General features: G+C 56.0%; 19 protein-coding genes and 1 pseudogene. 14 read left to right on the top strand and 6 right to left on the bottom strand.

What is annotated here, in order from left to right; genetic code table 11:
- Positions 1-23: 23 nt before the first annotated feature.
- Positions 24-716: pseudogene (locus ACR0ER_RS19625) on the top strand (IS6 family transposase).
- A 319-nt stretch (positions 717-1035) separates the two neighbouring features.
- On the opposite strand, the gene ACR0ER_RS19630 reads toward ACR0ER_RS19625, so the two are convergent.
- From ACR0ER_RS19630 to paaG, 6 genes are all read right to left on the bottom strand, one after another.
- Positions 1036-1656, bottom strand: coding sequence for an acyltransferase (locus ACR0ER_RS19630; protein ID WP_480770376.1), 621 nt, complete (start codon positions 1654-1656; stop codon positions 1036-1038).
- Between the two features lie 4 nt (positions 1657-1660).
- A complete protein-coding gene (locus ACR0ER_RS19635; protein ID WP_480770377.1) occupies positions 1661-2149 on the bottom strand; it encodes an acyl-CoA thioesterase in 489 nt (162 codons plus the stop codon).
- Between the two features lie 97 nt (positions 2150-2246).
- Entirely contained in the window at positions 2247-2843 is a 597-nt protein-coding gene (locus ACR0ER_RS19640; RefSeq protein ID WP_480770378.1) for a TetR/AcrR family transcriptional regulator, read from the bottom strand.
- Positions 2844-2846: 3 nt separating this feature from the next.
- Positions 2847-4157, bottom strand: coding sequence for a phenylacetate--CoA ligase PaaK (gene paaK, locus ACR0ER_RS19645; RefSeq protein WP_480770379.1), 1311 nt, complete (start codon positions 4155-4157; stop codon positions 2847-2849).
- A gap of 23 nt (positions 4158-4180) precedes the next feature.
- Positions 4181-4606 carry a hydroxyphenylacetyl-CoA thioesterase PaaI gene (paaI, locus tag ACR0ER_RS19650; protein WP_480770380.1) on the bottom strand — a complete coding sequence of 142 codons (426 nt, stop codon included), beginning with the start codon at positions 4604-4606 and terminating at the stop codon, positions 4181-4183.
- A gap of 2 nt (positions 4607-4608) precedes the next feature.
- Positions 4609-5394 (bottom strand): 2-(1,2-epoxy-1,2-dihydrophenyl)acetyl-CoA isomerase PaaG, encoded by a 786-nt coding sequence (gene paaG, locus ACR0ER_RS19655; RefSeq protein WP_480770381.1) that lies wholly within the window; start codon positions 5392-5394, stop codon positions 4609-4611.
- Between the two features lie 103 nt (positions 5395-5497).
- On the opposite strand from paaG, the gene ACR0ER_RS19660 reads away from it, so the two are divergent.
- From ACR0ER_RS19660 to paaD, 13 genes are all read left to right on the top strand, one after another.
- A complete protein-coding gene (locus tag ACR0ER_RS19660) occupies positions 5498-7561 on the top strand; it encodes an FAD-dependent oxidoreductase (protein WP_480770382.1) in 2064 nt (687 codons plus the stop codon).
- A 39-nt stretch (positions 7562-7600) separates the two neighbouring features.
- Complete coding sequence (locus ACR0ER_RS19665) at positions 7601-8620, top strand: TRAP transporter substrate-binding protein (protein WP_480770383.1); 1020 nt, start codon at positions 7601-7603, stop codon at positions 8618-8620.
- Positions 8621-8677: 57 nt separating this feature from the next.
- Positions 8678-9184: a TRAP transporter small permease gene (locus ACR0ER_RS19670; protein ID WP_480770384.1), complete on the top strand. Its 507-nt coding sequence runs from the start codon at positions 8678-8680 to the stop codon at positions 9182-9184.
- Positions 9181-10533 carry a TRAP transporter large permease gene (locus ACR0ER_RS19675; RefSeq protein ID WP_480770385.1) on the top strand — a complete coding sequence of 451 codons (1353 nt, stop codon included), beginning with the start codon at positions 9181-9183 and terminating at the stop codon, positions 10531-10533. The genes ACR0ER_RS19670 and ACR0ER_RS19675 overlap by 4 nt, the downstream gene beginning before the upstream one ends.
- Positions 10533-11720 (top strand): cytochrome P450, encoded by a 1188-nt coding sequence (locus tag ACR0ER_RS19680; protein WP_480770386.1) that lies wholly within the window; start codon positions 10533-10535, stop codon positions 11718-11720. Before ACR0ER_RS19675 ends, ACR0ER_RS19680 begins: the two co-directional genes overlap by 1 nt.
- A gap of 119 nt (positions 11721-11839) precedes the next feature.
- A complete protein-coding gene (gene paaZ / locus ACR0ER_RS19685; protein WP_480770387.1) occupies positions 11840-13870 on the top strand; it encodes a phenylacetic acid degradation bifunctional protein PaaZ in 2031 nt (676 codons plus the stop codon).
- 127 nt (positions 13871-13997) lie between these two features.
- Positions 13998-14735, top strand: a complete 738-nt coding sequence (locus ACR0ER_RS19690; protein WP_480770388.1) for a PaaX family transcriptional regulator C-terminal domain-containing protein — start codon at positions 13998-14000, stop codon at positions 14733-14735.
- Between the two features lie 196 nt (positions 14736-14931).
- On the top strand, positions 14932-16134 hold the full coding sequence (gene pcaF / locus ACR0ER_RS19695; protein WP_480770389.1) for a 3-oxoadipyl-CoA thiolase: 1203 nt from the start codon (positions 14932-14934) through the stop codon (positions 16132-16134).
- 16 nt (positions 16135-16150) lie between these two features.
- Positions 16151-16714 carry a hypothetical protein gene (locus ACR0ER_RS19700; RefSeq protein WP_480770390.1) on the top strand — a complete coding sequence of 188 codons (564 nt, stop codon included), beginning with the start codon at positions 16151-16153 and terminating at the stop codon, positions 16712-16714.
- 24 nt (positions 16715-16738) lie between these two features.
- Positions 16739-17716 (top strand): 1,2-phenylacetyl-CoA epoxidase subunit PaaA, encoded by a 978-nt coding sequence (paaA, locus tag ACR0ER_RS19705; protein WP_480770391.1) that lies wholly within the window; start codon positions 16739-16741, stop codon positions 17714-17716.
- 23 nt (positions 17717-17739) lie between these two features.
- Entirely contained in the window at positions 17740-18024 is a 285-nt protein-coding gene (gene paaB / locus ACR0ER_RS19710) for a 1,2-phenylacetyl-CoA epoxidase subunit PaaB (RefSeq protein WP_039130972.1), read from the top strand.
- Positions 18024-18782, top strand: a complete 759-nt coding sequence (gene paaC, locus ACR0ER_RS19715; RefSeq protein WP_480770392.1) for a 1,2-phenylacetyl-CoA epoxidase subunit PaaC — start codon at positions 18024-18026, stop codon at positions 18780-18782. Before paaB ends, paaC begins: the two co-directional genes overlap by 1 nt.
- A gap of 7 nt (positions 18783-18789) precedes the next feature.
- Positions 18790-19251: a 1,2-phenylacetyl-CoA epoxidase subunit PaaD gene (paaD, locus tag ACR0ER_RS19720; RefSeq protein WP_480770393.1), complete on the top strand. Its 462-nt coding sequence runs from the start codon at positions 18790-18792 to the stop codon at positions 19249-19251.
- Positions 19252-19258 lie beyond the last annotated feature (7 nt).

Here is a 19258-nt window from a genome sequence, read left to right on the forward strand (position 1 = left end):
GGGCGGTTGCGTAGCTTTTGCCCATGACCAGACCTGCCTCTTTCAAATACTTTAAAACCAGTCCTGAGATCATTCGTCTGGCAGTGATGTTGTACGTTCGGTTCCCATTGTCGCTTCGAAACATGGAAGACCTATTGCACGAACGCGGAATTGAGGTGAGCCACTAAACCGTCTGATATTGGTGGAACAGGTTTGGCCCGATGTTTGCTGGTGAGATCAGACGGAAGCGTGTTCAGCAACTGCGCGCGTTCTCCAAATGGAAGTGGCACGTGGACGAGGTTTTCGTGAAGGTGAATGGCAAACGGCATTATCTGTGGCGGGCTGTTGATCACGAAGGCGAGGTTCTGGAAGCCATTGTCACCAAACGCCGAAACAAAGCTGCAGCACTGAAATTTCTCAAGAAATTGATGAAGCGACACGGTGAAGCGGAAAACGTCGTCACCGATCGCTTCGCATCGTATCGGGCCGCTCTCAGAGAGCTTGGTGCACCCGAAAAACAGCAGACGGGCAGGTGGCTCAACAACCGCGTTGAGAATTCACACCTTCCTTTCCGACGAAGCGAACGCGCCATGCAACGTTTCAGGCGCATGCGAAGTTTGCAGAAGTTCGCCGCCGTCCATTCCTCCGTCTACAACCACTTCAACCAGGAAAGATCTCTCACCAGCCGAGACACATTCAAGCTGACGTGCACCGCCGCTCTTGCCGAGTGGCGTTAGCTTTGTTCCGAATAGGTTTGCGGTTTCCGCGGCAAACTGAGACTGGTTCGAATTTGTCTGACAGCACCCAGGTGAGACCAAAACGGGCTTATGTCTGGGACGGTAGTCAGTCAAACGGGCGGAATCCAGTAATTCTCTGCACTCGCGAGACAAATGAAACCCGATTTTGGATGCTGACATTCAAAATACCGGAATTCCGAGCCGCTTGTCGACCTTGAGTCCAGGGTTGCCAATGTTCCACATTCCGCAATTGTCTGCACTTCGCTGATCGCTCTCACTTTAGACAAGCAGATGTTTGGTCCACGACTTACGTCGTAGCTCAATCATTCTGCTGGTTTGCCAACCTGTCCAAGACCAGCGGGTCAAATTCGGGAACGCGTACACGTCGCCGGCCTGGTTCCACGGCGCGCAAGGGATCTACGGCGATAACTTCATCTGCTGCTCTGCGCGCAAGCTCCTGATAAACGCCAGTCCCGCGGGTCTTCCAGTCGATTTCGGACTCTGTCAATGAGCGTAAGACCCGCGCTGGAGCACCCGCGATCATCTGCTTAGGTTCAAAGATGGATTTTGCTTTTACAAAGCTGAGCGCGCCAACAATGCACGACTGCCCGATCCGCACCTCATCCATGATGACGCTGTTCATTCCAATCAGAACGTTCTCTTCCAGATGGCATCCGTGCAGAACAGCGCCGTGGCCGACATGACCGAACCGTTCAACAACGGCGTCCTGCCCTGGGAAGCTGTGTAATACGCAGGTCTCTTGAATATTGGCGCCTTCTCCGATGACAATTCGCCCAAAGTCACCGCGCAGTACGGCCGCCGGACCAACATAGCAGCCCTCTCCAATGATTACGTCCCCAATTACAACGGCATCCGGATGCACAAATGCCGACGGAGAAACAACAGGAACGACACCGTCGAATGCATAAAAACCACCCATGCTTCTAGCCCTCTGACCCGCCTGCTGACGCTGCTTCGAACCGTTCCGCGAACTCTCGACGCAAGCAACGGCGTAGCCTTGCGGCTTGCTGTCTGCGCTTGCCTTGTTCTGTTTCCGGTTCGAGTGTCGGCACCGGTGCAGGGTTGCCATCATCATCCACGGCAACCATGGTAAAGTAGCAAGAGTTCGTGTGACGACGCATCCCACTGCGGATGTTTTCCGCCTCGACCCGAATTCCAACCTCCATAGAAGTTCGGCCGGTGTCATTTACATTGGCCTTAAACGTCACCAATTGCCCGACACGCACCGGCTCTTGAAAGGTGACCTGATCAACACTCAACGTAACACAATACAAGCCCGAAAACCGCGATGCGCAGGAAAAAGCGATGCGATCCAGAAGGTTAAGAAGCGCCCCACCATGTACTTTCCCACTGAAATTCGCCATGTCGGGGGTCATCAAAACAGTCATTTCTAGTGTCGGATTACCCGGCATCTGATTGTCTCCTCAATCGATATGGCAGTCGTCTAGAACTAGGCCTCACCGTGGAAACCAATGATAAACTGTTCAGCGAAAGAAGTGTGCTTGACGCCTACAGCTTTCGAATGCCGTGGACCGTCAGCGTGCAGACCAGATCAGCGTAGTCTTCGCGAGCCTTGGTTCCGGCTCCCGTATTCCACATGTAATACCAGTTCAGCATTCCGAAGACTGACATTGTGGCCCCGCGCAACTTGGCCTTGTCATCACCCAATGTCTCTGGAGACAGTTCCCGCAGGATATTGTTGATGAAGTTGACCATATCGCGCTGGTACTCGCGCAGTTTCTTTTGCTGGTCGTCGGCGAGGGCGTTCATACCGCTGATCTGAACCCGGTGCTCGTCATCGGCACCCTGATAGGCGTACAGGATTTCGCGTACGGCTTTTCGCAGTTTCTCTTCAGGTTCAAGCCCGTCGAAATCAACGTTGCAAATGCGGTCGCGCAGATCACGAAGATAGGTCTCAAGGATGTCATACAAGATGGCATCCTTACTGTCGTAATAGTGGTATATGTTCGCCTTGGAGATCCCGCACTCCTTTGCCAATAGGGTCATCGAGGCGCGATCAAACCCCTGATCCGCAAAAATTTTCGCAGCTCTTTTGAGAATCTGTTCCCGCTTCTGGTCGTGGTCTTTGGCGATTGTCCGGGCCACGGCTTATTCCTTGTCGCGGTTGTCGATGATGCGCTTCGCCTTGCCCTGAGAGCGTTCGACGTCACCTGGATCACCTACAACAATTTCTGTAGAAACGCCAACAATGTCCTTGATGCGCTTGGTTAGCATTCGGGCCGCAGCCGTTCTGGACATCTCGTCGGTCGAGTCTGCTGACGCTTCGACAAACACCCGCATCGCGTCCATTCGGCCGGATTTGTACAGTTCGATCTGATAGTAGGGGGCCAGACCGCCCGTTGCCATGACTTGCTCTTCGATCTGGCTTGGGAAGACGTTAACGCCCCGCAGGATCATCATGTCGTCGCTGCGGCCAGTAATCTTTGCCATCCGGCGCATCGAACGCGCCGTTCCGGGCAACAGACAAGTCAGATCGCGCGTGCGGTAGCGGATCATTGGCAAACCTTCTTTGGTCAAAGTGGTGAACACCAACTCGCCGGTTTCGCCGTCTGGCAGAACTTCACCTGTGGTCGGATCAATGATCTCTGGGAGGAAGTGATCCTCCCAGATCACGGGACCATCTTTTGTTTCGACGCACTCGCTCGCGACGCCGGGGCCCATGATTTCGGACAGGCCATAGATATCGACCGCGTGCATATCGAACGCGGCTTCGACTTCTGCGCGCATCGCGTCTGTCCAGGGCTCTGCGCCGAAAACACCGACCTTGAGAGAGCTTTTCTTGGGGTCGAGCCCGGATTTGTGAAACTGTTCAAGAATGTTGAGCATGTACGACGGGGTCACCATGATCCCGTCGGGCTGGAAATCGGTAATTAAGCCAACTTGCTTTTCAGTTTGCCCGCCGCTCATTGGTACAACGGTCGCACCCAAGCGCTCGATCCCGTAATGTGCGCCCAGACCGCCGGTGAACAGGCCATAGCCATAGGCGTTATGCACCATATCGCCTTTACGCAAACCGGCTGCCCGCAGCGACCGCGCGCCAAGATCCGCCCAGTTGTCGATATCACCCTTAGTATATCCCACCACTGTCGGTTTGCCCGTCGTGCCAGATGACGCATGCAATCGGATCAACTCACTGCGTGGCACCGCGAAAAGGCCGAAGGGGTAGTTGTCGCGCAGATCGTTTTTGTAAGTGAACGGGAACTTCGAAAGATCCGAAAGCTGTTGCAAATCATCCGGATGGACACCAGCCTCATCAAAGCGCTGCTTGTACATCGGAACGTTTTCATAGGCATGTCGAACCGACCATTTGAGGCGTTCAAGCTGTGTCGCTCGGATTTCGTCAATCGAGGCGATTTCGATCGGGTCCAATTCAGCTGTGTTGGGGGACAGGTCGTCCATTGCGTTGCTCCTCCAGCGTATTTCTATTCGTCAAAATTCTGACCACCGATCGCGCGGGACATACCCCGGAATTCGGCGACAATGCTGTCATCTTGATTGGTTATGCGTACGTCATAGACACCGCTACGACCTGCAACGACGGTTTCTGTGGCAGCAGCAGTCAGGCGGTCCCCCAATCGCCCGGGCGCTAGATAGCTCATCATTGTATGTTGGCCGACGGTTGCCACGTTGCGACTGTTGCAGGCAAAGGCAAACGCGCTGTCTGCAAGAGCGTGGGTGACGCCGCCATGGCAAATGCCATGCCCGTTGCAGTGATGAGCCGCGACGGTCAGTGCCAGAACGGCGCGACCTTCGTCGACTTCGACAAGTTCCATGCCGAACCATTTGCTGGCCTGATCATTCGCCCACATCGCAGCGGCAGATTTGGCGGCGCGCTCTTTCGGGGTCATTGTCATTTGCCCTGAAAATTTGGCGCGCGTTTTTCAAGAAAGCTGGATACGCCTTCAGCATAATCCGCGCTTTCCCCGCAGATTTTCATAGCGTCCGCCTCGATTTCTAGGTGATCAGAAAGGGCGGTGGTCGCAGCGGTTTGGATGCACTGCTTGGTTTTGCCCAGCCCAACGGTCGGACCATTGGCGAATTGGTTTGCCATTGCGCGGGCTTCGGTCATCAACTGCTCATCGGGCAGGGCTTTCCAGATCAGGCCCCAGTCTTCTGCTTGTTTTGCTGGCAAAGGTTGTGCCGTAAGCGCCAATCCTTTGGCTCTGGCCTCTCCCAACAGGCGGGGCAGATGCCAACTGCCGCCAGTATCAGGGATCAGACCGACCTTGGCGAAACTCTGAATGAACTTGACGCTTTCGCCTGCCAAAACCATGTCGCATGCCAGTGCCAAATTGGCCCCGGCCCCGGCAGCGACTCCATTTACCGCGCAAATGACCGGGAAGTTCAGCGATCGGATCAAACGCACCAAAGGCGCATAAAAGGTCCGCACGGTTTTGCTCAGATCAGGCGGGCCGTCCATTTTTGATGGATCACGGTCGCCAAGATCCTGTCCGGCGCAAAAGCCGCGCCCGGCACCCGTCAAAAGGATGGCGCGTGCGCCGTTATCTCTGGCGGATTTCAGCGCGTCCTGTAGCGCGTTATGCATCTCATCATTGAAGGAGTTCAGCTTGTCGGGACGATTCAGGGTAATCTCAACCCAGTTCCCGTGATCTTCTACAAGAATCGTATCGCTCATGACTGTCCTGCCAGCTGCCGTTTCAACTTTATCATTGCATTAACCGAACGGTTGGTCAATATATAAACACGTCTCGAATCTGGAACGCTTAAAGGGCACATCCATGTCTCACACGTCACTTGTGAATGTTGAACTCAAAGGCGATGTTGCTTGGGTCACCGTTGATAATCCGCCCGTGAACGCGACTTCGAATGGTGTAAGGCAGGGGCTTGCGGATGCCGTAGTTGCGGTCAAAGACGCGCGTGTGGCAGTGCTGCGATGCGCTGGCAGGACCTTTATCGCGGGCGGCGACATGTCCGAATTCGACAAGCCGCCGGTCGAACCGCATTTGCCCGACGTTGTTCAGATGATCGAAGAAAGTGAGGTTCCCTTCGTCGCGTGTATGCACGGTAATGTTCTGGGTGGCGGGTTCGAAGTTGCCATGGCGTGCGCATGGCGGATAGCGGCACCGGGCACGGGATTTGGACTGCCAGAAGTCAATGTTGGATTGATCCCCGGTGCGGGTGGCACGCTACGTCTGCCGCGCCTTGTGGGGATGGAGGCGGCGATTGACCTGGCTTGCACGGGCAAGGTGCTGAAGGCTGAGGATATGTTGCATCTTGGTGCTGTGGATTTGGTGGCTGACAACCTTGAAGATGCGGTTAATAGATTTGTGGCCGAACTACCGGACCGCCCTGTGCCCGTCAGTCAACGCACTGTCTCTGATTTCGCACCTGATTTGATCGATACTTCTCGGGAATCGCTGAAAAAACGCGCCAAAGGACAGCAATCACCGCTGGAAAGCTTGACAGCGCTAAGCTGGGCGAAAATGCCTTTTTCCGAAGCGCAGCCAATGGAGCGCGCGCGTCATTTGGCGCTTCGCCAAAGCGCGGAAAGCCGCGCTCTCCGTCACGCGTTCTTTGCGGAACGAGGCGTGTCCAAGCCCATGTTGATCAAAGATGCCAAAGCGCGCGACATTAGCCGCATCGCGGTTGTTGGCGGCGGCTTGATGGGTGCCGGGATCGCAACCGCAGCTTTAAACGGTGGGCTATCGGTCACGCTGATCGAGCGGGATCCTGAGGCCGCATCAGGGGCTCGCGACCGAGTTGAGGGCTTGTTGAATGGCGCCGTCAAACGCGGAAAGATGACCGAGACACAATTCCAGAATTGCCTGTCTAGATTTCGCTCCGTCGACGGCTATGCCGAGGCAGCGGACGCGGAATTGGCCGTCGAAGCGGTGTTTGAGGACTTATCGGTAAAACAGCAGGTCTTTGCCGAATTGGCACAGAACATGGATGCCAACGCAATACTTGCCACCAACACGTCTTACCTGGACCCGATTGAAATCTTCTCGGGCATCGAAAATCAAGCGCGGTGCATCGGGCTGCATTTCTTCAGCCCGGCCCATGTCATGAAATTGCTAGAGATTGTGCACACAACCCATACGGCACCCGAAGTGGTGGCAACGGGATTTGCGCTGGGGAAAAAGCTGCGCAAGGTTTCGGTCCTGTCGGGTATTTGCGACGGGTTCATTGGTAACCGAATGCTGGCCGCCTATCGCCGCGAGGCTGATTACCTGCTGGCCGACGGGGCGTTGCCCTATCAGATTGATAAGGCGATGCGAGACTTTGGAATGCCCATGGGGCCGTATGAGTTGCAGGATCTGACTGGGCTGCAGATCGCTTGGGCAAACCGAAAACGCAATGCTGCCACGCGTGACCCAAACGAACGCTATGTCACCATCGCGGACCAACTGTGTGAGAAGGAGCGGTTCGGACAGCGCGCTGGCAAAGGCTGGTACCAGTACGAAGAGGGAAATCGCAAGCCGATCCGAGACCCCGAGGTTGAGGCTTTGATCGAGGGCTATTCTTCAGCGCAGGGTATTGCCCGCCGGGTCTTTTCGGCCGAGGAGATATCGTCTCGCCTACTGGCCGTATTGGCTAATGAGGGTGCTCTGATCATCGAGGAAGGCGTCGCCGAAAACTCTGAAGCGGTCGATATGGTTCAGATTCACGGCTATGGTTTTCCGCGTTGGCGAGGAGGGCCAATGAACTATAGCAACGAAATCGGAATCAGCGTGTCGCGGGCGGTTATGTTGTCTGTGGCGGAGGAAAGCCCTTCATCCTGGATCGTCGCGGCTCAAGCAAAAAATCTTTCACATGTTGATGGTTGCAAAAGTAACCATTAGCGCTTTCGGAATGCATGTTTCACAGGGAGGAGACAAAACATGAAACTCACTAACTTGAGCACTTTGTTGGCTTCGGCTGCTTTGGCCATTTCGGGCACCGTGGCGCTGGCGGCGGACTATACGCTGACTATTTCCAGCTGGGCGCCGCCAACCCACGGCATCAACGCCAAGATGTGGCCGAAATTCGTCGAGATGGTAGAGGAAGCCACAGACGGGCAAGTCACCGCCGAGCTGAAACTGGGCATTGCACCGCCGCCGGCGCAGATGGACTTGATTATGGATGGCGCTGCAGATGCCTCGATCATTTTCCACGGCTACCAGCCAGGTCGCTTCATCACCACCAAGATGATTGAACTGCCCGGATATGAGGGTTCGGCCGAGGCAGCGTCGGTTGCCTATTGGCGTGCCTATGACAAGCACTTGAAAGCTGCCGATGAACATCGCGGAGTCAAAGTGATCGCGCTGCACACGCACGGACCGGCACAACTGCATTCCAGCAGCCCTGTGACCACGCTGGACGAAGTGTCTGGCCTCAAGGTTCGTATCCCCGGCGGTGTGGGCGGTGATGTCGGAACGGCGCTTGGTGCAACCGGTATCCAGGTACCCGCGCCGAAAGTGTACGAAACGCTGGCCTCAAAAGCAGCGGATGGTGTTGTGATGCCATTTGAATCGCGCAAGGGGTTCAAGCTGACTGAAGTGGCCCAGAACGTCTACGAAGTTCCCGGTGGCCTGTATCGCGGATCCTTCGCGTTCATTATGAATGAGGACACATTTGCAGATCTGCCTGCCGAACTGCAGCAGGCGCTGGACGAAAAGGTTTTCGGAGAACCATTGAGCCGCGAAATCGGAAAAATCTGGGATGAGATTGATGCGATCGGCCGTGAAGCGACCGAGGGCACCGAGGGCAATGCGATCAACGAAGCGTCTGCTGAAGACCTAGAAAAGTTCAATGCGATCGCAGTTGATGTGCGCGCCAAGGTCATTGACGAGGTCAACGGAACTGGCGTCGACGCTCAGGCCGCATATGACATGATCGTAACCGAAATGGTTGCGCAATAACGTCACCCGGATGGCGGTGTCTAACCGCCGTCCGTTTCGACCCGACGGGTACCTAACATGCAATCTCTCGTAACATTCGCGCGCCGCATCAGTGTTTTTCCTACGCTGATCGCGTGTGTGGCGCTCTTTATCCTCATGGTTATGACGTTCTGCGACGTTGTCCTTCGATCCGTGTTCAACGCACCGATTGAGGCGGCGACCGAACTAACGCGCATTCTGATGGCGATCCTCGTTTTCTCGGTTCTTCCGATGATCTCCGCCGGCAAGGGCCAAATTGCCGTTGATCTGACGGACGGATTGTTTTCGCGCTTCCGTCTAAGCCGTGCACGGGATGCAATTGTCTATCTGACCTCAGGCATCATCCTCTTCTGGCCAATTCAACGGGTTTGGGTTCTGGCCGAGCGGGCGCGAGACTATGGTGATGTTACCGAATATCTGTCGATCCCGGTTTTCTATGTCGGCTGGTTCATTGCCGCATCCACTGCCATCACTGCTGTCGCGATGATCACGACCGGCCTTCTGTACATCTTTGCCCCCCATACTTTGTCGGAGCACACTCAATGACCGCTGCGCTGATCGGTTTTGCCCTAGTTCTTATTCTGGTACTCCTGCGCTTGCCGATTGTATTCGCAATGGGCCTCGTCGGGACGCTGGGTTTTGCATTTGAACGCGGGGGCAGTATTTTTTCGGAACGCGGCCTTAAGGCGGCAATGTCAATGGTCGGCCGCCAGATCACGGACACTGCTCAGGACTACGGCCTTTCGGTTATCCCGCTGTTTATCCTAATGGGATTGTTCGTGAACAAGGGCGGGCTTGCGCGCGAACTTTACGCCGTATCGAATGCTTTTCTGGGGCATTTCAAAGGTGGGATCGCGATGGCTACGGTTGCCGCCTGTGGTGGGTTTTCGGCCATTTGCGGCTCGTCTTTGGCGACGGCGGCAACGATGTCCAAGGTCGCCATGCCGGAAATGCGCCGCTACCAGTATTCGGATGATTTGTCGACCGCGTCGATTGCGGCAGGTGGTACGCTGGGTATTCTGATCCCTCCATCCGTGATCCTTGTTATCTACGGTTTGCTGACCGAAACATCTATCGGCAAGCTGTTTGTCGCCGGTATCCTTCCCGGTGTGCTTGGCATCCTTCTGTACCTGTTTGCAGTTCGCTGGACCGTCTGGCGCAACCCGGAATCTGGACCTGCTGGTGAGAAACACGGTTGGGGCGAAAAATTGACAGCGCTGCGTTCAGTCTGGGCGGTGTTGCTGTTGTTCTTTCTGGTTATCGGCGGGCTTTATGGTGCGTTTGACTTCCACCCGCTGAACCTGACGTTCAGCCCGACGGAAGCAGCTGGCATGGGCGCTATGGGAGCTTTTCTGATCGCCCTGTCGCGCGGTGGATTGACTCTGAGTTCGACCTTCGAGGTGCTGAAAGAGACGACATATACGGCCGCGGCCTTGTTCTCGGTTCTGATCGGCGCTCAGATCTTTTCGAACTTCATCAACCTCGCTGGCCTGCCTGAGGCGCTGATCGGATTGGTCACGGCCTATGACGTGGAGCCTTTCGTAGTGATCCTGATGATCCTGGGTATCTACATCATCCTGGGTTGCGTGTTTGAATCGTTGTCGATGCTTTTGCTGACCGTGCCGATCTTTTTCCCTCTGGTGACGTCAATGGGCTATGACCCGATCTGGTTTGGTATCGTGGTTGTTGTCGTGACGGAAATCAGTCTGATCACCCCGCCGGTCGGTTTGAACGTGTTCATTCTGAAAGGTGTGGTGGGGGATGTTTCGACGGCAACGATCTTCAAGGGTGTTACTCCATTTTGGATTGCCGACATCTTCCGTCTGGCCCTGATCGTTTTGGTGCCGTGGTTGGTGCTGGTTCTGCCCGAGCATATGGGGGCGATGGGTCACTGATGTTCTCACTGACCGCGCTTCCTGACGGGTTTCACGAGAATCCCTATCCAGCTTATGCGGCACTACGCGAGGATACACCGGTTTGCCCTCAGTCTGACGGCTCGGTGATCCTGTCGCGGTACGAGGATCTGGACCTAGTCTATCGAGATACGGCCCGGTTTATCTCGGACAAAAAACCGGTGTTTGGTCCGAAATACGGGGTCGACAGCCCGCTGTATGAACACCACACCACCAGTCTGGTGTTCAACGACCCGCCTCTGCATACGCGAGTCCGAAAGGTGATGGTCGGGGCGATGAACCCTCGTGCCTTGGCCCAGATGGAGCCGGGTTTGATCCAGCTTGTCGATGACTTGCTGGACCAAATGCAGGCCAAGGGCACGGTCGAGTTGATCGAGGATTTTGCCGGGGCGATCCCGATCGAAGTCATCGGCAACCTGTTGGGCATTCCCAGATCCGAACGCGGACCGTTGCGGGACTGGTCTCTGGCCATTCTTGGCGCCCTGGAGCCGCAATTGACGCCTGAGCAGGAAGAGTGGGGCAATCGCGCAGTCTTGGAGTTCAAGGCCTTCTTGGGGCAAATCGTCGATGATCGAAGAGCTAACCCAAGCAATCCGGAAACGGACGTCCTGACACGGTTGATGCAAGACGACCCGGACGGCGGCCTGACTGAGGTTGAGCTGTACCAGAATTGCATCTTCATTCTGAACGCGGGGCACGAGACCACGACAAACCTGATTGGCAATGCGCTGGACTTGCTGGATCGGCATCGAGACAAACGGGCCGAATTGCTGAACAGGCCCGATCAAATTGCCACGGCGGTGGACGAGTTCCTACGTATGGAAAGCCCGAACCAGTTTGGTAATCGCCTGACCACCGAAGATGTAACACTGCATGGGCACACTATTCCGGCGGGCACGGATGTTCATCTGTGCATTGGTGCCGCCAACCGCGACCCAAGGCAGTTTGACCGTCCAGACGACATGCTTCTGGACCGCCGACCCAACAAGCACCACGCATTTGCCGGTGGTCCGCACACCTGCATCGGTCTGACTCTTGCTCGGATGGAGGGCAAGATAGCGGTCAGTCGGTTTCTGAATCGCTTTCCAAACTATCAGATTGCAGATGGCGCAAAACGCGGGGGGCGGATTCGCTTTCGCGGCTTCGCTGCGTTACCGGCACAGGTTTGACGTGACTCAACAAGAAAATGAATCGGTCTTTTTATTGACCGACCGTACGGTAAATATTATAACTGCCATAACCGCGCGCATAGGGCCGCGTAGATCATCTCAGGACTGAGGAGAGACTCATGACGATCCAACAGATTTCAAGTTTCGCGGCCGGTGAGTGGATCGCGCCGGGCGAAGGGGCCCGCAACATTGCCAGTGCTGTGACCGGTGAGGTGATCGCGACCGCAGGCAACAATAGGTTGGATGCGCAGAGCATGTTGGACTATGCGCGCAACGTTGGTGGTCCGGCGTTGCGTCAGATGACCTTTCACGAGCGCGCCAAGATGCTCAAGGCATTGTCGGTGCACTTGGGGCAGCACAAGCAGGTCATGTATGACCTGTCTTTCAACACGGGGGCGACGCAGTCGGATCATCTGATCGATATCGATGGTGGGATCGGTACGATGTTCGTGTTTGCATCGAAAGGTCGCCGCGAAATGCCCGACGGTCACGTGTATCTGGATGGTGACGTCGAACAGCTGTCGCGTAATGGTACGTTTGTAGGTCAACACATCTGCACGCCGCTGCAGGGTGTGGCGGTTCATATCAACGCATTCAACTTTCCAGTTTGGGGTATGTTGGAAAAGCTGGCTCCGACATTGCTGGCTGGTGTTCCAGCCATCGTCAAACCGGCGACGAATTCCTGCTACGTGACCGAACTGTGCGTGCGGCTGATGCTGGAGTCAGGTATTTTGCCTGCCGGAGCGCTGCAGCTTGTGTCGGGTGGTCTGGGTAACATGTTGGATCGCCTGACCATGCAGGACGTGGTCAGCTTTACCGGCTCTGCCGATACTGCGCTGAAACTACGTTCTAACCCTGTCATTCTGGAGAACTCCGTTCGTTTCGTTGCGGAGCAGGACAGTCTGAATTGTTCGGTGCTGGGCAGTGACGCCGAACCGGGGACGCCGGAATTTGACCTGTTCATCAAAGAAGTTCAGCGCGAGATGACCGCAAAAGCAGGTCAGAAATGTACCGCAGTCCGCCGGATAATTGCGCCCGAGCCTCATGTGCAGGCCGTGATTGAAGCACTTTCCGCACGGCTGGCAAAAACAGTTATAGGCGACCCGAAACTTGAAACCACACGCATGGGCGCGCTGGTCTCGAATGGCCAGAAACAGGATGTTTTGGAAAAGGCAGCGATCATCGGCCAAGAAGCGGAGCGTGTATTTGGGAACCCGGACGACTTTGCCGTGCATGGAGCGGATGCTGAAAAGGGGGCTTTCCTGCCACCGATGCTGTTCCATTGCGCCAAGCCGGATGCAGCAAAGCGTGTTCATGACACCGAAGCCTTCGGCCCGGTCAGCACGATCATGGGGTACCGCGACACTGACCACGCAATTGAGCTGGCGAACAAGGGGCAGGGGTCTCTGGTCGCTTCGGTTATTACCCACGACCCTAATGTAGCGCGCAAATTCGCCATGGGTGCCGGGGCGTATCACGGGCGGCTTTATTTCAACAACCGCGACTCTATGAAAGAGTCCACGGGCCACGGCTCGCCCTTGCCGCATATGGTCCACGGCGGTCCGGGCCGCGCAGGTGGTGGAGAGGAAATGGGCGGCGTGCGGGGCGTAATGCACTATATGCAGCGCACGGCCATTCAAGGATCGCCCGATCTGTTGACCGCGATTGGGTCGAAATGGGTCACGGGCGCGACAGAGATCGAAGGTCCGGCTCACCCCTTCACGCGTCGCTACCACGATCTGGGAATCGGTGAGACAATCCACACGGAGCCGCGGACCGTCACGATCGAAGACATCGAACACTTTGCGGAATTCACTGGCGATACGTTCTATGCGCACACGGATGAGGCCGCCGCGAAACGCAACCCGTTCTTCCCGGGCCGTGTCGCGCATGGATACCTGCTGTTGTCCTTCGCTGCCGGATTGTTCGTCGAACCGAACGAGGGGCCGGTTCTGGCCAATACGGGTCTGGACGGGCTGCGCTTCATGAAGCCGGTCGTGGCAGGGGACAGCATCAAGGTGCGCCTGACCGTCAAGTCAAAGACCAAACGCAACGATCAGTATGGCGAGGTTCGCTGGCACGTCACGATGACACAACAGGATGATGACCTTGTTGCAGAATACGAGCTGCTGACAATGGTAGCCTACTGAACGTGCCGGGCCGGATGGTAATCCGATCCGGCCCGCCTATACTGCGATCATGAAAGACGCTTCTTCAGACTGGTTCGAATGTTGTGTTGGTCATTTGACCTCCGAGGGTTCTCTGCGGGTGTGGTCGGTGCTTGTCACGATCTTTGGCGATCTGGCGCAAAGCAAATCGGATCAAATAAGCGGATCATTGATTACTGCGTTGACGAGCCTTGTCGGCATCAAGGCAGAAGCGACCCGAGTGGCTTTGCACCGATTGCGCAAAGAGGGATGGATCGAAAGTACTCGTGTCGGACGCGCGAGCGTCCATCGGCTTACAGAATATGGTCGAAATCAAAGCGCAGCTGCTGCGCCGCGCATTTATGCTCGCGAAACGTCCAAGCCAGACATCTGGCATGTGCTGATTTCAAGCAACTCGGAACCATCCCGAAAGGAATTGGCAGATCAGTTGCTGGCCGGGGAATATATTTCAGTGAACCCGTCTACAGCGATGGCAGCAGGGCCGATGCCAGGCGATCTGGAAGAATTGCTTGGTTTTGAGACCAACGCGATTTCGGTGCCCGATTGGCTGCGTGAGTTGTTGGGACCGGAGCCGCTGAAAACCGCGTATGGTGAATTTTGGAAATCAGTCCAGGCCATCGACGAATTGTTGCCGCCGACCGGCGTGGATGATCCGATGAAAACGGCGGCGCTGCGTGTTCTCATTGTCCACAATTGGCGCCGCATCATTCTGCGACACCCGGTCTTGCCGGCAGATTTTCTACCAAGTGACTGGAAGGGTCCCGCCTGCCGCGAGGCAGTTTCCAAGCTTTTGGACAGGTTGCCTCGACCGCTACTCGCAATTCTGGAAGCAGAGCTGACTACTTAGGGTCTGGTCCAAATTCCTTTCTGACATTGCGAAGAACGCAGGTTTGGTTTTCTCGGCAAGCTTACTATTTATATGTTACGAAGTAGGTCGGATGGATCAATTTTTGGTAACATGATACTTGCCTCGAATCGGCGAAAACATTATAAACCGACCATACGGTCTATAAATGGACGCGAACGTACAGGAGAATTCACTGATGGATGCATTCATTTGCGACGCGACGCGCACTCCGATTGGTCGGTATGGTGGTGCGTTGTCGTCGGTCCGCACGGATGATCTGGCGGCCATCCCGCTGGCTGCCCTGAAAGAGCGGAACCCTCAGGTCGATTGGTCTAGCGTCGATGATGTCATCTATGGGGATGCCAACCAGGCCGGTGAAAGCAACCGGAACGTGGCGCGGATGGCGGCATTGTTGGCCGGATTGCCGATTGAAGTTCCGGGAACCACCATTAACCGCCTGTGCGCCAGCGGCATGGATGCAGTTGGAATGGCTTCCCGAGGTATCAAAGCGGGTGACTATGATCTGGCTATCGCAGGTGGGGTCGAAAGCATGTCCCGCGCACCCTTTGTGATGCCCAAGGCGACATCTGCCTTTACGCGTAGCAATGCGGTTTACGACACCACCATTGGCTGGCGATTTGTGAACCCGAAGATGAAGCAGGACTATGGTGTCGACTCGATGCCGCAAACCGCAGACAACGTTGCCGACGACTATGGCATCAGCCGAGCGGACCAGGACAGTTTTGCCGCGCGCAGTCAGGCCCGATGGGCAGCCGCGCATGAGGCGGGTCTGTTCGCGGATGAAATCACTCCGGTCTCGGTCCCACAGCGCAAGGGTGACCCGATAGTGCTCGATACTGACGAGCATCCCCGCCCGGGAACAACGGCTGAAAAGCTGTCGGGCCTCAAGGGTGTGAATGGCCCGGACAAAACGGTTACGGCGGGCAATGCATCCGGTGTCAACGACGGCGCCGCAGCCATATTGATGGCCAATGAGGCGGCTGCTGCAAAGAACGGACTTACTCCCATTGCACGGGTTGTGGGCATGTCCGTTGCCGGCGTCGCGCCGCGCATCATGGGTATTGGCCCTGTTCCGGCCAGCCGCAAGGTTTTGGCGCGTGCCGGGCTGACCATCGATCAGATGGATGTGGTAGAGTTGAACGAAGCCTTCGCATCGCAAGGGTTGGCAACACTTCGCGAATTGGGCCTGGCTGACGACGCGCCGCATGTGAACCCGAATGGCGGTGCCATTGCCATGGGGCACCCGTTGGGCATGTCCGGAGCACGGCTGGTGTTGACCGCTGCCTATCAACTGCGCCGGACAGGGGGGCGGTTCGCGCTCTGCACTATGTGTGTGGGTGTCGGCCAGGGCGCAGCCTTGATCCTGGAACGGGTTTGATAGGGAGAGAACTGTTTTGACTGAGGCGATCCAGATAATCGATCACAGCGAACGGGTCGAGCGGCTGTTCGAGCCGTATCAAGATGTTCTCGGAGACGACTACAAGGCTTACCGAGGTCATGTTTATCGCGTGATTACCTACGCCATGCACTTCCTCGGCGGTGATGACACGCATCGTGCGTTGGTCGAGACGGCCTTCGTCTATCACGATATCGGACTGTGGACCAAACACGACCTGGCTTACCTGGAGCCCTCCGAAGAACTGGCGCTTCGGGACAACGCCGAAAATGGTTGGGGATTGGATCCAGAGTTGCTCCGCAACGCCATTCATTGGCACCACAAGGTTACACCCTACCGCGGGCCGCATGCCGACGTAGTCAACGCCTGCAGAAAAGGTGACTGGATAGATGCGACAGGGGGCAAGGTGCGCAAAGGTCTGTCGCGCGATCAAGTAGCCCAAGTCGAGGTCGCTATTCCCAGCTATGGATTTGCTGACGTTTTACAGCGTTTGGCAAAGGACCTTGGTGGTACTGCATTCAAAGGAAACATGCGGGTGTTAAGCCACGTATTCAAAATCTGATCCCATCCGACAGGAGGAAATACGATGTACGCACAAATGGTTAAGTCTGAGGCCACAAACGATGATCCTGAAAAGCTAGCCGAATTCCAGGCAAAGATTGACGCGGACATCAAGATTGAGCCGAAGGACTGGATGCCGCAAGGGTATCGCAAAACCCTGATCCGCCAAATTGGTCAGCACGCCCATTCTGAGATTGTTGGACAACTGCCTGAGGGCAACTGGATCACGCGCGCGCCCACATTGGAACGCAAGGCTATCCTGCTGGCCAAGGTGCAAGATGAGGCTGGACACGGGCTTTACCTTTATTGCGCGGCGGAAACACTGGGCGTCAGCCGGGACGAGTTGACCGAGATGCTGCTGGACGGTCGGATGAAATACTCGTCGATCTTCAACTATCCCACACTGAACTGGGCCGATATCGGCGCGGTCGGCTGGTTGGTAGACGGTGCCGCGATCATGAACCAGGTGCCGCTACAGCGTACATCCTACGGGCCCTACTCACGTGCCATGATCCGGATTTGCAAGGAAGAAAGCTTTCATCAGCGTCAGGGGTACGATGCCATTCGCAAGATGGCAGAAGGGACACCCCAGCAGAAGAAGATGGCACAGGATGCCTTGAATCGCTTTTGGTATCCGTCGCTGATGATGTTTGGCCCCTCGGACAAGGACTCGGTGCATTCGACCCAATCCATGGCCTGGAAAATCAAGATGAATACCAATGACGAACTTCGTCAGAAATTCGTCGATCAGACGGTGCCGCAGGCTGAATTCCTTGGGCTGACCGTCCCTGATCCGGACCTGAAATGGAACGAAGAACGCGGCCACTACGACTTCTCGGAACCGGACTGGTCCGAGTTCTTTGATGTCATCAAAGGCAACGGGCCTTGCAATACAGATCGCCTGGCCGCGCGAAACAAAGCCTGGGACGATGGACAATGGGTGCGTGATGGTTTGCTGGCCCACGCAAAGAAGAAACGCGCTGGTCAAGTGGCCGCTGAATAAGCCTGACCTGAGGAGGAAACCCGATGAAAAACGAATGGCCCCTGTGGGAAATCTTTATCCGCGGTCAGCACGGTATGAGCCACCGCCATGTTGGCTCGCTGCACGCTCCGGATGCGGAAATGGCGATTAAGAACGCCCGCGACGTCTATACGCGCCGCAATGAAGGCGTCTCGATCTGGGTGGTCGAAGCGAACAATATCTCGGCCTCGTCACCCAGTGACAAAGGCCCGCTTTATGAACCCAGCGAAAGCAAGGTGTATCGTCACCCGACATTTTTTGACATCCCAGATGAAGTGGGGGCGATGTAATGACCCGCGACGAAGCTTTCCTGCAGTTTCTGCTAAGAATGGGTGACAACACACTCATCCTTGGTCACCGCGTGAGCGAGTGGTGCGGCCATGCGCCTGTGCTTGAAGAAGATATTGCACTGGCCAATACCGCGCTGGATCTTATCGGCCAGACCCAGATGTGGTTGGGTCTTGCCGGCGAGATCGACGGCAATAAGAGCGCTGATGACCTGGCGTTCCTGCGCGATGCCTGGGATTTCCGCAACGTTCTGATGGTCGAAGTTCCGAATGAAGACTTCGGCCGGACCCTGATGCGCCAGTTCCTGTTTGATGCGTGGCATTCGATCATGCTGGGGCGTCTGATCAAATCGTCAGACGAACGTGTTGCAGCAATTGCAGCCAAAGCCAGTAAAGAGGTTGCCTATCATCTGGAACGCTCAAGTGACACGGTTGTCGGATTGGGCGACGGAACGGCTGAAAGCCACGACCGGATGCAAGCGGCACTGGACTATCTGTGGCCTTACGTTGGTGAGATGTTCGTCGGTGACGAGGTGGATGCCGAGATGGCATCGGCTGACATAGCGCCCAATCCCGCCGAATTGCGCGCTGAGTTTAACGCTTTGGTCCAGCGGGTTTTGGCAGACGCGACACTCACAATCCCTGAAAGCGATTTCGCGCATAAGGGCGGGCGGACCGGGCAGATGCATACTGAACATCTGGGGCACTTGCTGACTCAGATGCAATGGCTGCAACGCGCCTATCCCGGCGCAAGCTGGTAACCTGACCATGAATCAGGTGCCGACAGACCAGATTTGGGAATGGCTGGATGCCGTTCCCGACCCTGAAATACCCGTCATTTCAGTGGTCGATCTTGGTATTGTGCGCGATGTACGCTGGGATGCCGGAACACTGAAGGTGAAGGTTACACCAACCTATTCCGGTTGTCCGGCGACGTCCGTCATTAGCATGGATATCGAAACAGCGTTGCGGGATCACGGGATTGAGGATCTGCGGATCGAAACCACCATCTCGCCCGCCTGGACTACCGATTGGCTCAGCGACAAGGGCCGCGCACGGCTTGAAGAATATGGCATCGCCCCGCCGCAACCGGCGGGCGGCCCGGAACGTTGCCCGCATTGTGGCAGCAAGGCGGTTGAGAAGGTCAGCCAGTTTGGCTCGACCCCATGCAAGGCGCACTGGCGCTGCACCGACTGTCTGGAACCTTTCGATTATTTTAAGTGCATCTGAGGAGGAG

Source organism: Ruegeria sp. CH8 (assembly GCF_056536985.1).

Excerpts from the sequence above, each read along its gene's own strand:
- ACR0ER_RS19630 (WP_480770376.1), bottom strand. The coding sequence starts at position 1,656 with ATGGGTGGTTTTTATGCATTCGACGGTGTCGTTCCTGTTGTTTCTCCG.
- ACR0ER_RS19670 (WP_480770384.1), top strand. The coding sequence starts at position 8,678 with ATGCAATCTCTCGTAACATTCGCGCGCCGCATCAGTGTTTTTCCTACG.
- ACR0ER_RS19675 (WP_480770385.1), top strand. The coding sequence starts at position 9,181 with ATGACCGCTGCGCTGATCGGTTTTGCCCTAGTTCTTATTCTGGTACTC.
- paaZ (WP_480770387.1), top strand. The coding sequence starts at position 11,840 with ATGACGATCCAACAGATTTCAAGTTTCGCGGCCGGTGAGTGGATCGCG.
- paaA (WP_480770391.1), top strand. The coding sequence starts at position 16,739 with ATGTACGCACAAATGGTTAAGTCTGAGGCCACAAACGATGATCCTGAA.
- paaK (WP_480770379.1), bottom strand. The coding sequence starts at position 4,157 with ATGGACGACCTGTCCCCCAACACAGCTGAATTGGACCCGATCGAAATC.
- ACR0ER_RS19660 (WP_480770382.1), top strand. The coding sequence starts at position 5,498 with ATGTCTCACACGTCACTTGTGAATGTTGAACTCAAAGGCGATGTTGCT.
- paaG (WP_480770381.1), bottom strand. The coding sequence starts at position 5,394 with ATGAGCGATACGATTCTTGTAGAAGATCACGGGAACTGGGTTGAGATT.
- ACR0ER_RS19665 (WP_480770383.1), top strand. The coding sequence starts at position 7,601 with ATGAAACTCACTAACTTGAGCACTTTGTTGGCTTCGGCTGCTTTGGCC.
- ACR0ER_RS19680 (WP_480770386.1), top strand. The coding sequence starts at position 10,533 with ATGTTCTCACTGACCGCGCTTCCTGACGGGTTTCACGAGAATCCCTAT.
- pcaF (WP_480770389.1), top strand. The coding sequence starts at position 14,932 with ATGGATGCATTCATTTGCGACGCGACGCGCACTCCGATTGGTCGGTAT.
- paaC (WP_480770392.1), top strand. The coding sequence starts at position 18,024 with ATGACCCGCGACGAAGCTTTCCTGCAGTTTCTGCTAAGAATGGGTGAC.
- paaB (WP_039130972.1), top strand. The coding sequence starts at position 17,740 with ATGAAAAACGAATGGCCCCTGTGGGAAATCTTTATCCGCGGTCAGCAC.
- paaD (WP_480770393.1), top strand. The coding sequence starts at position 18,790 with ATGAATCAGGTGCCGACAGACCAGATTTGGGAATGGCTGGATGCCGTT.
- ACR0ER_RS19635 (WP_480770377.1), bottom strand. The coding sequence starts at position 2,149 with ATGCCGGGTAATCCGACACTAGAAATGACTGTTTTGATGACCCCCGAC.
- paaI (WP_480770380.1), bottom strand. The coding sequence starts at position 4,606 with ATGACCCCGAAAGAGCGCGCCGCCAAATCTGCCGCTGCGATGTGGGCG.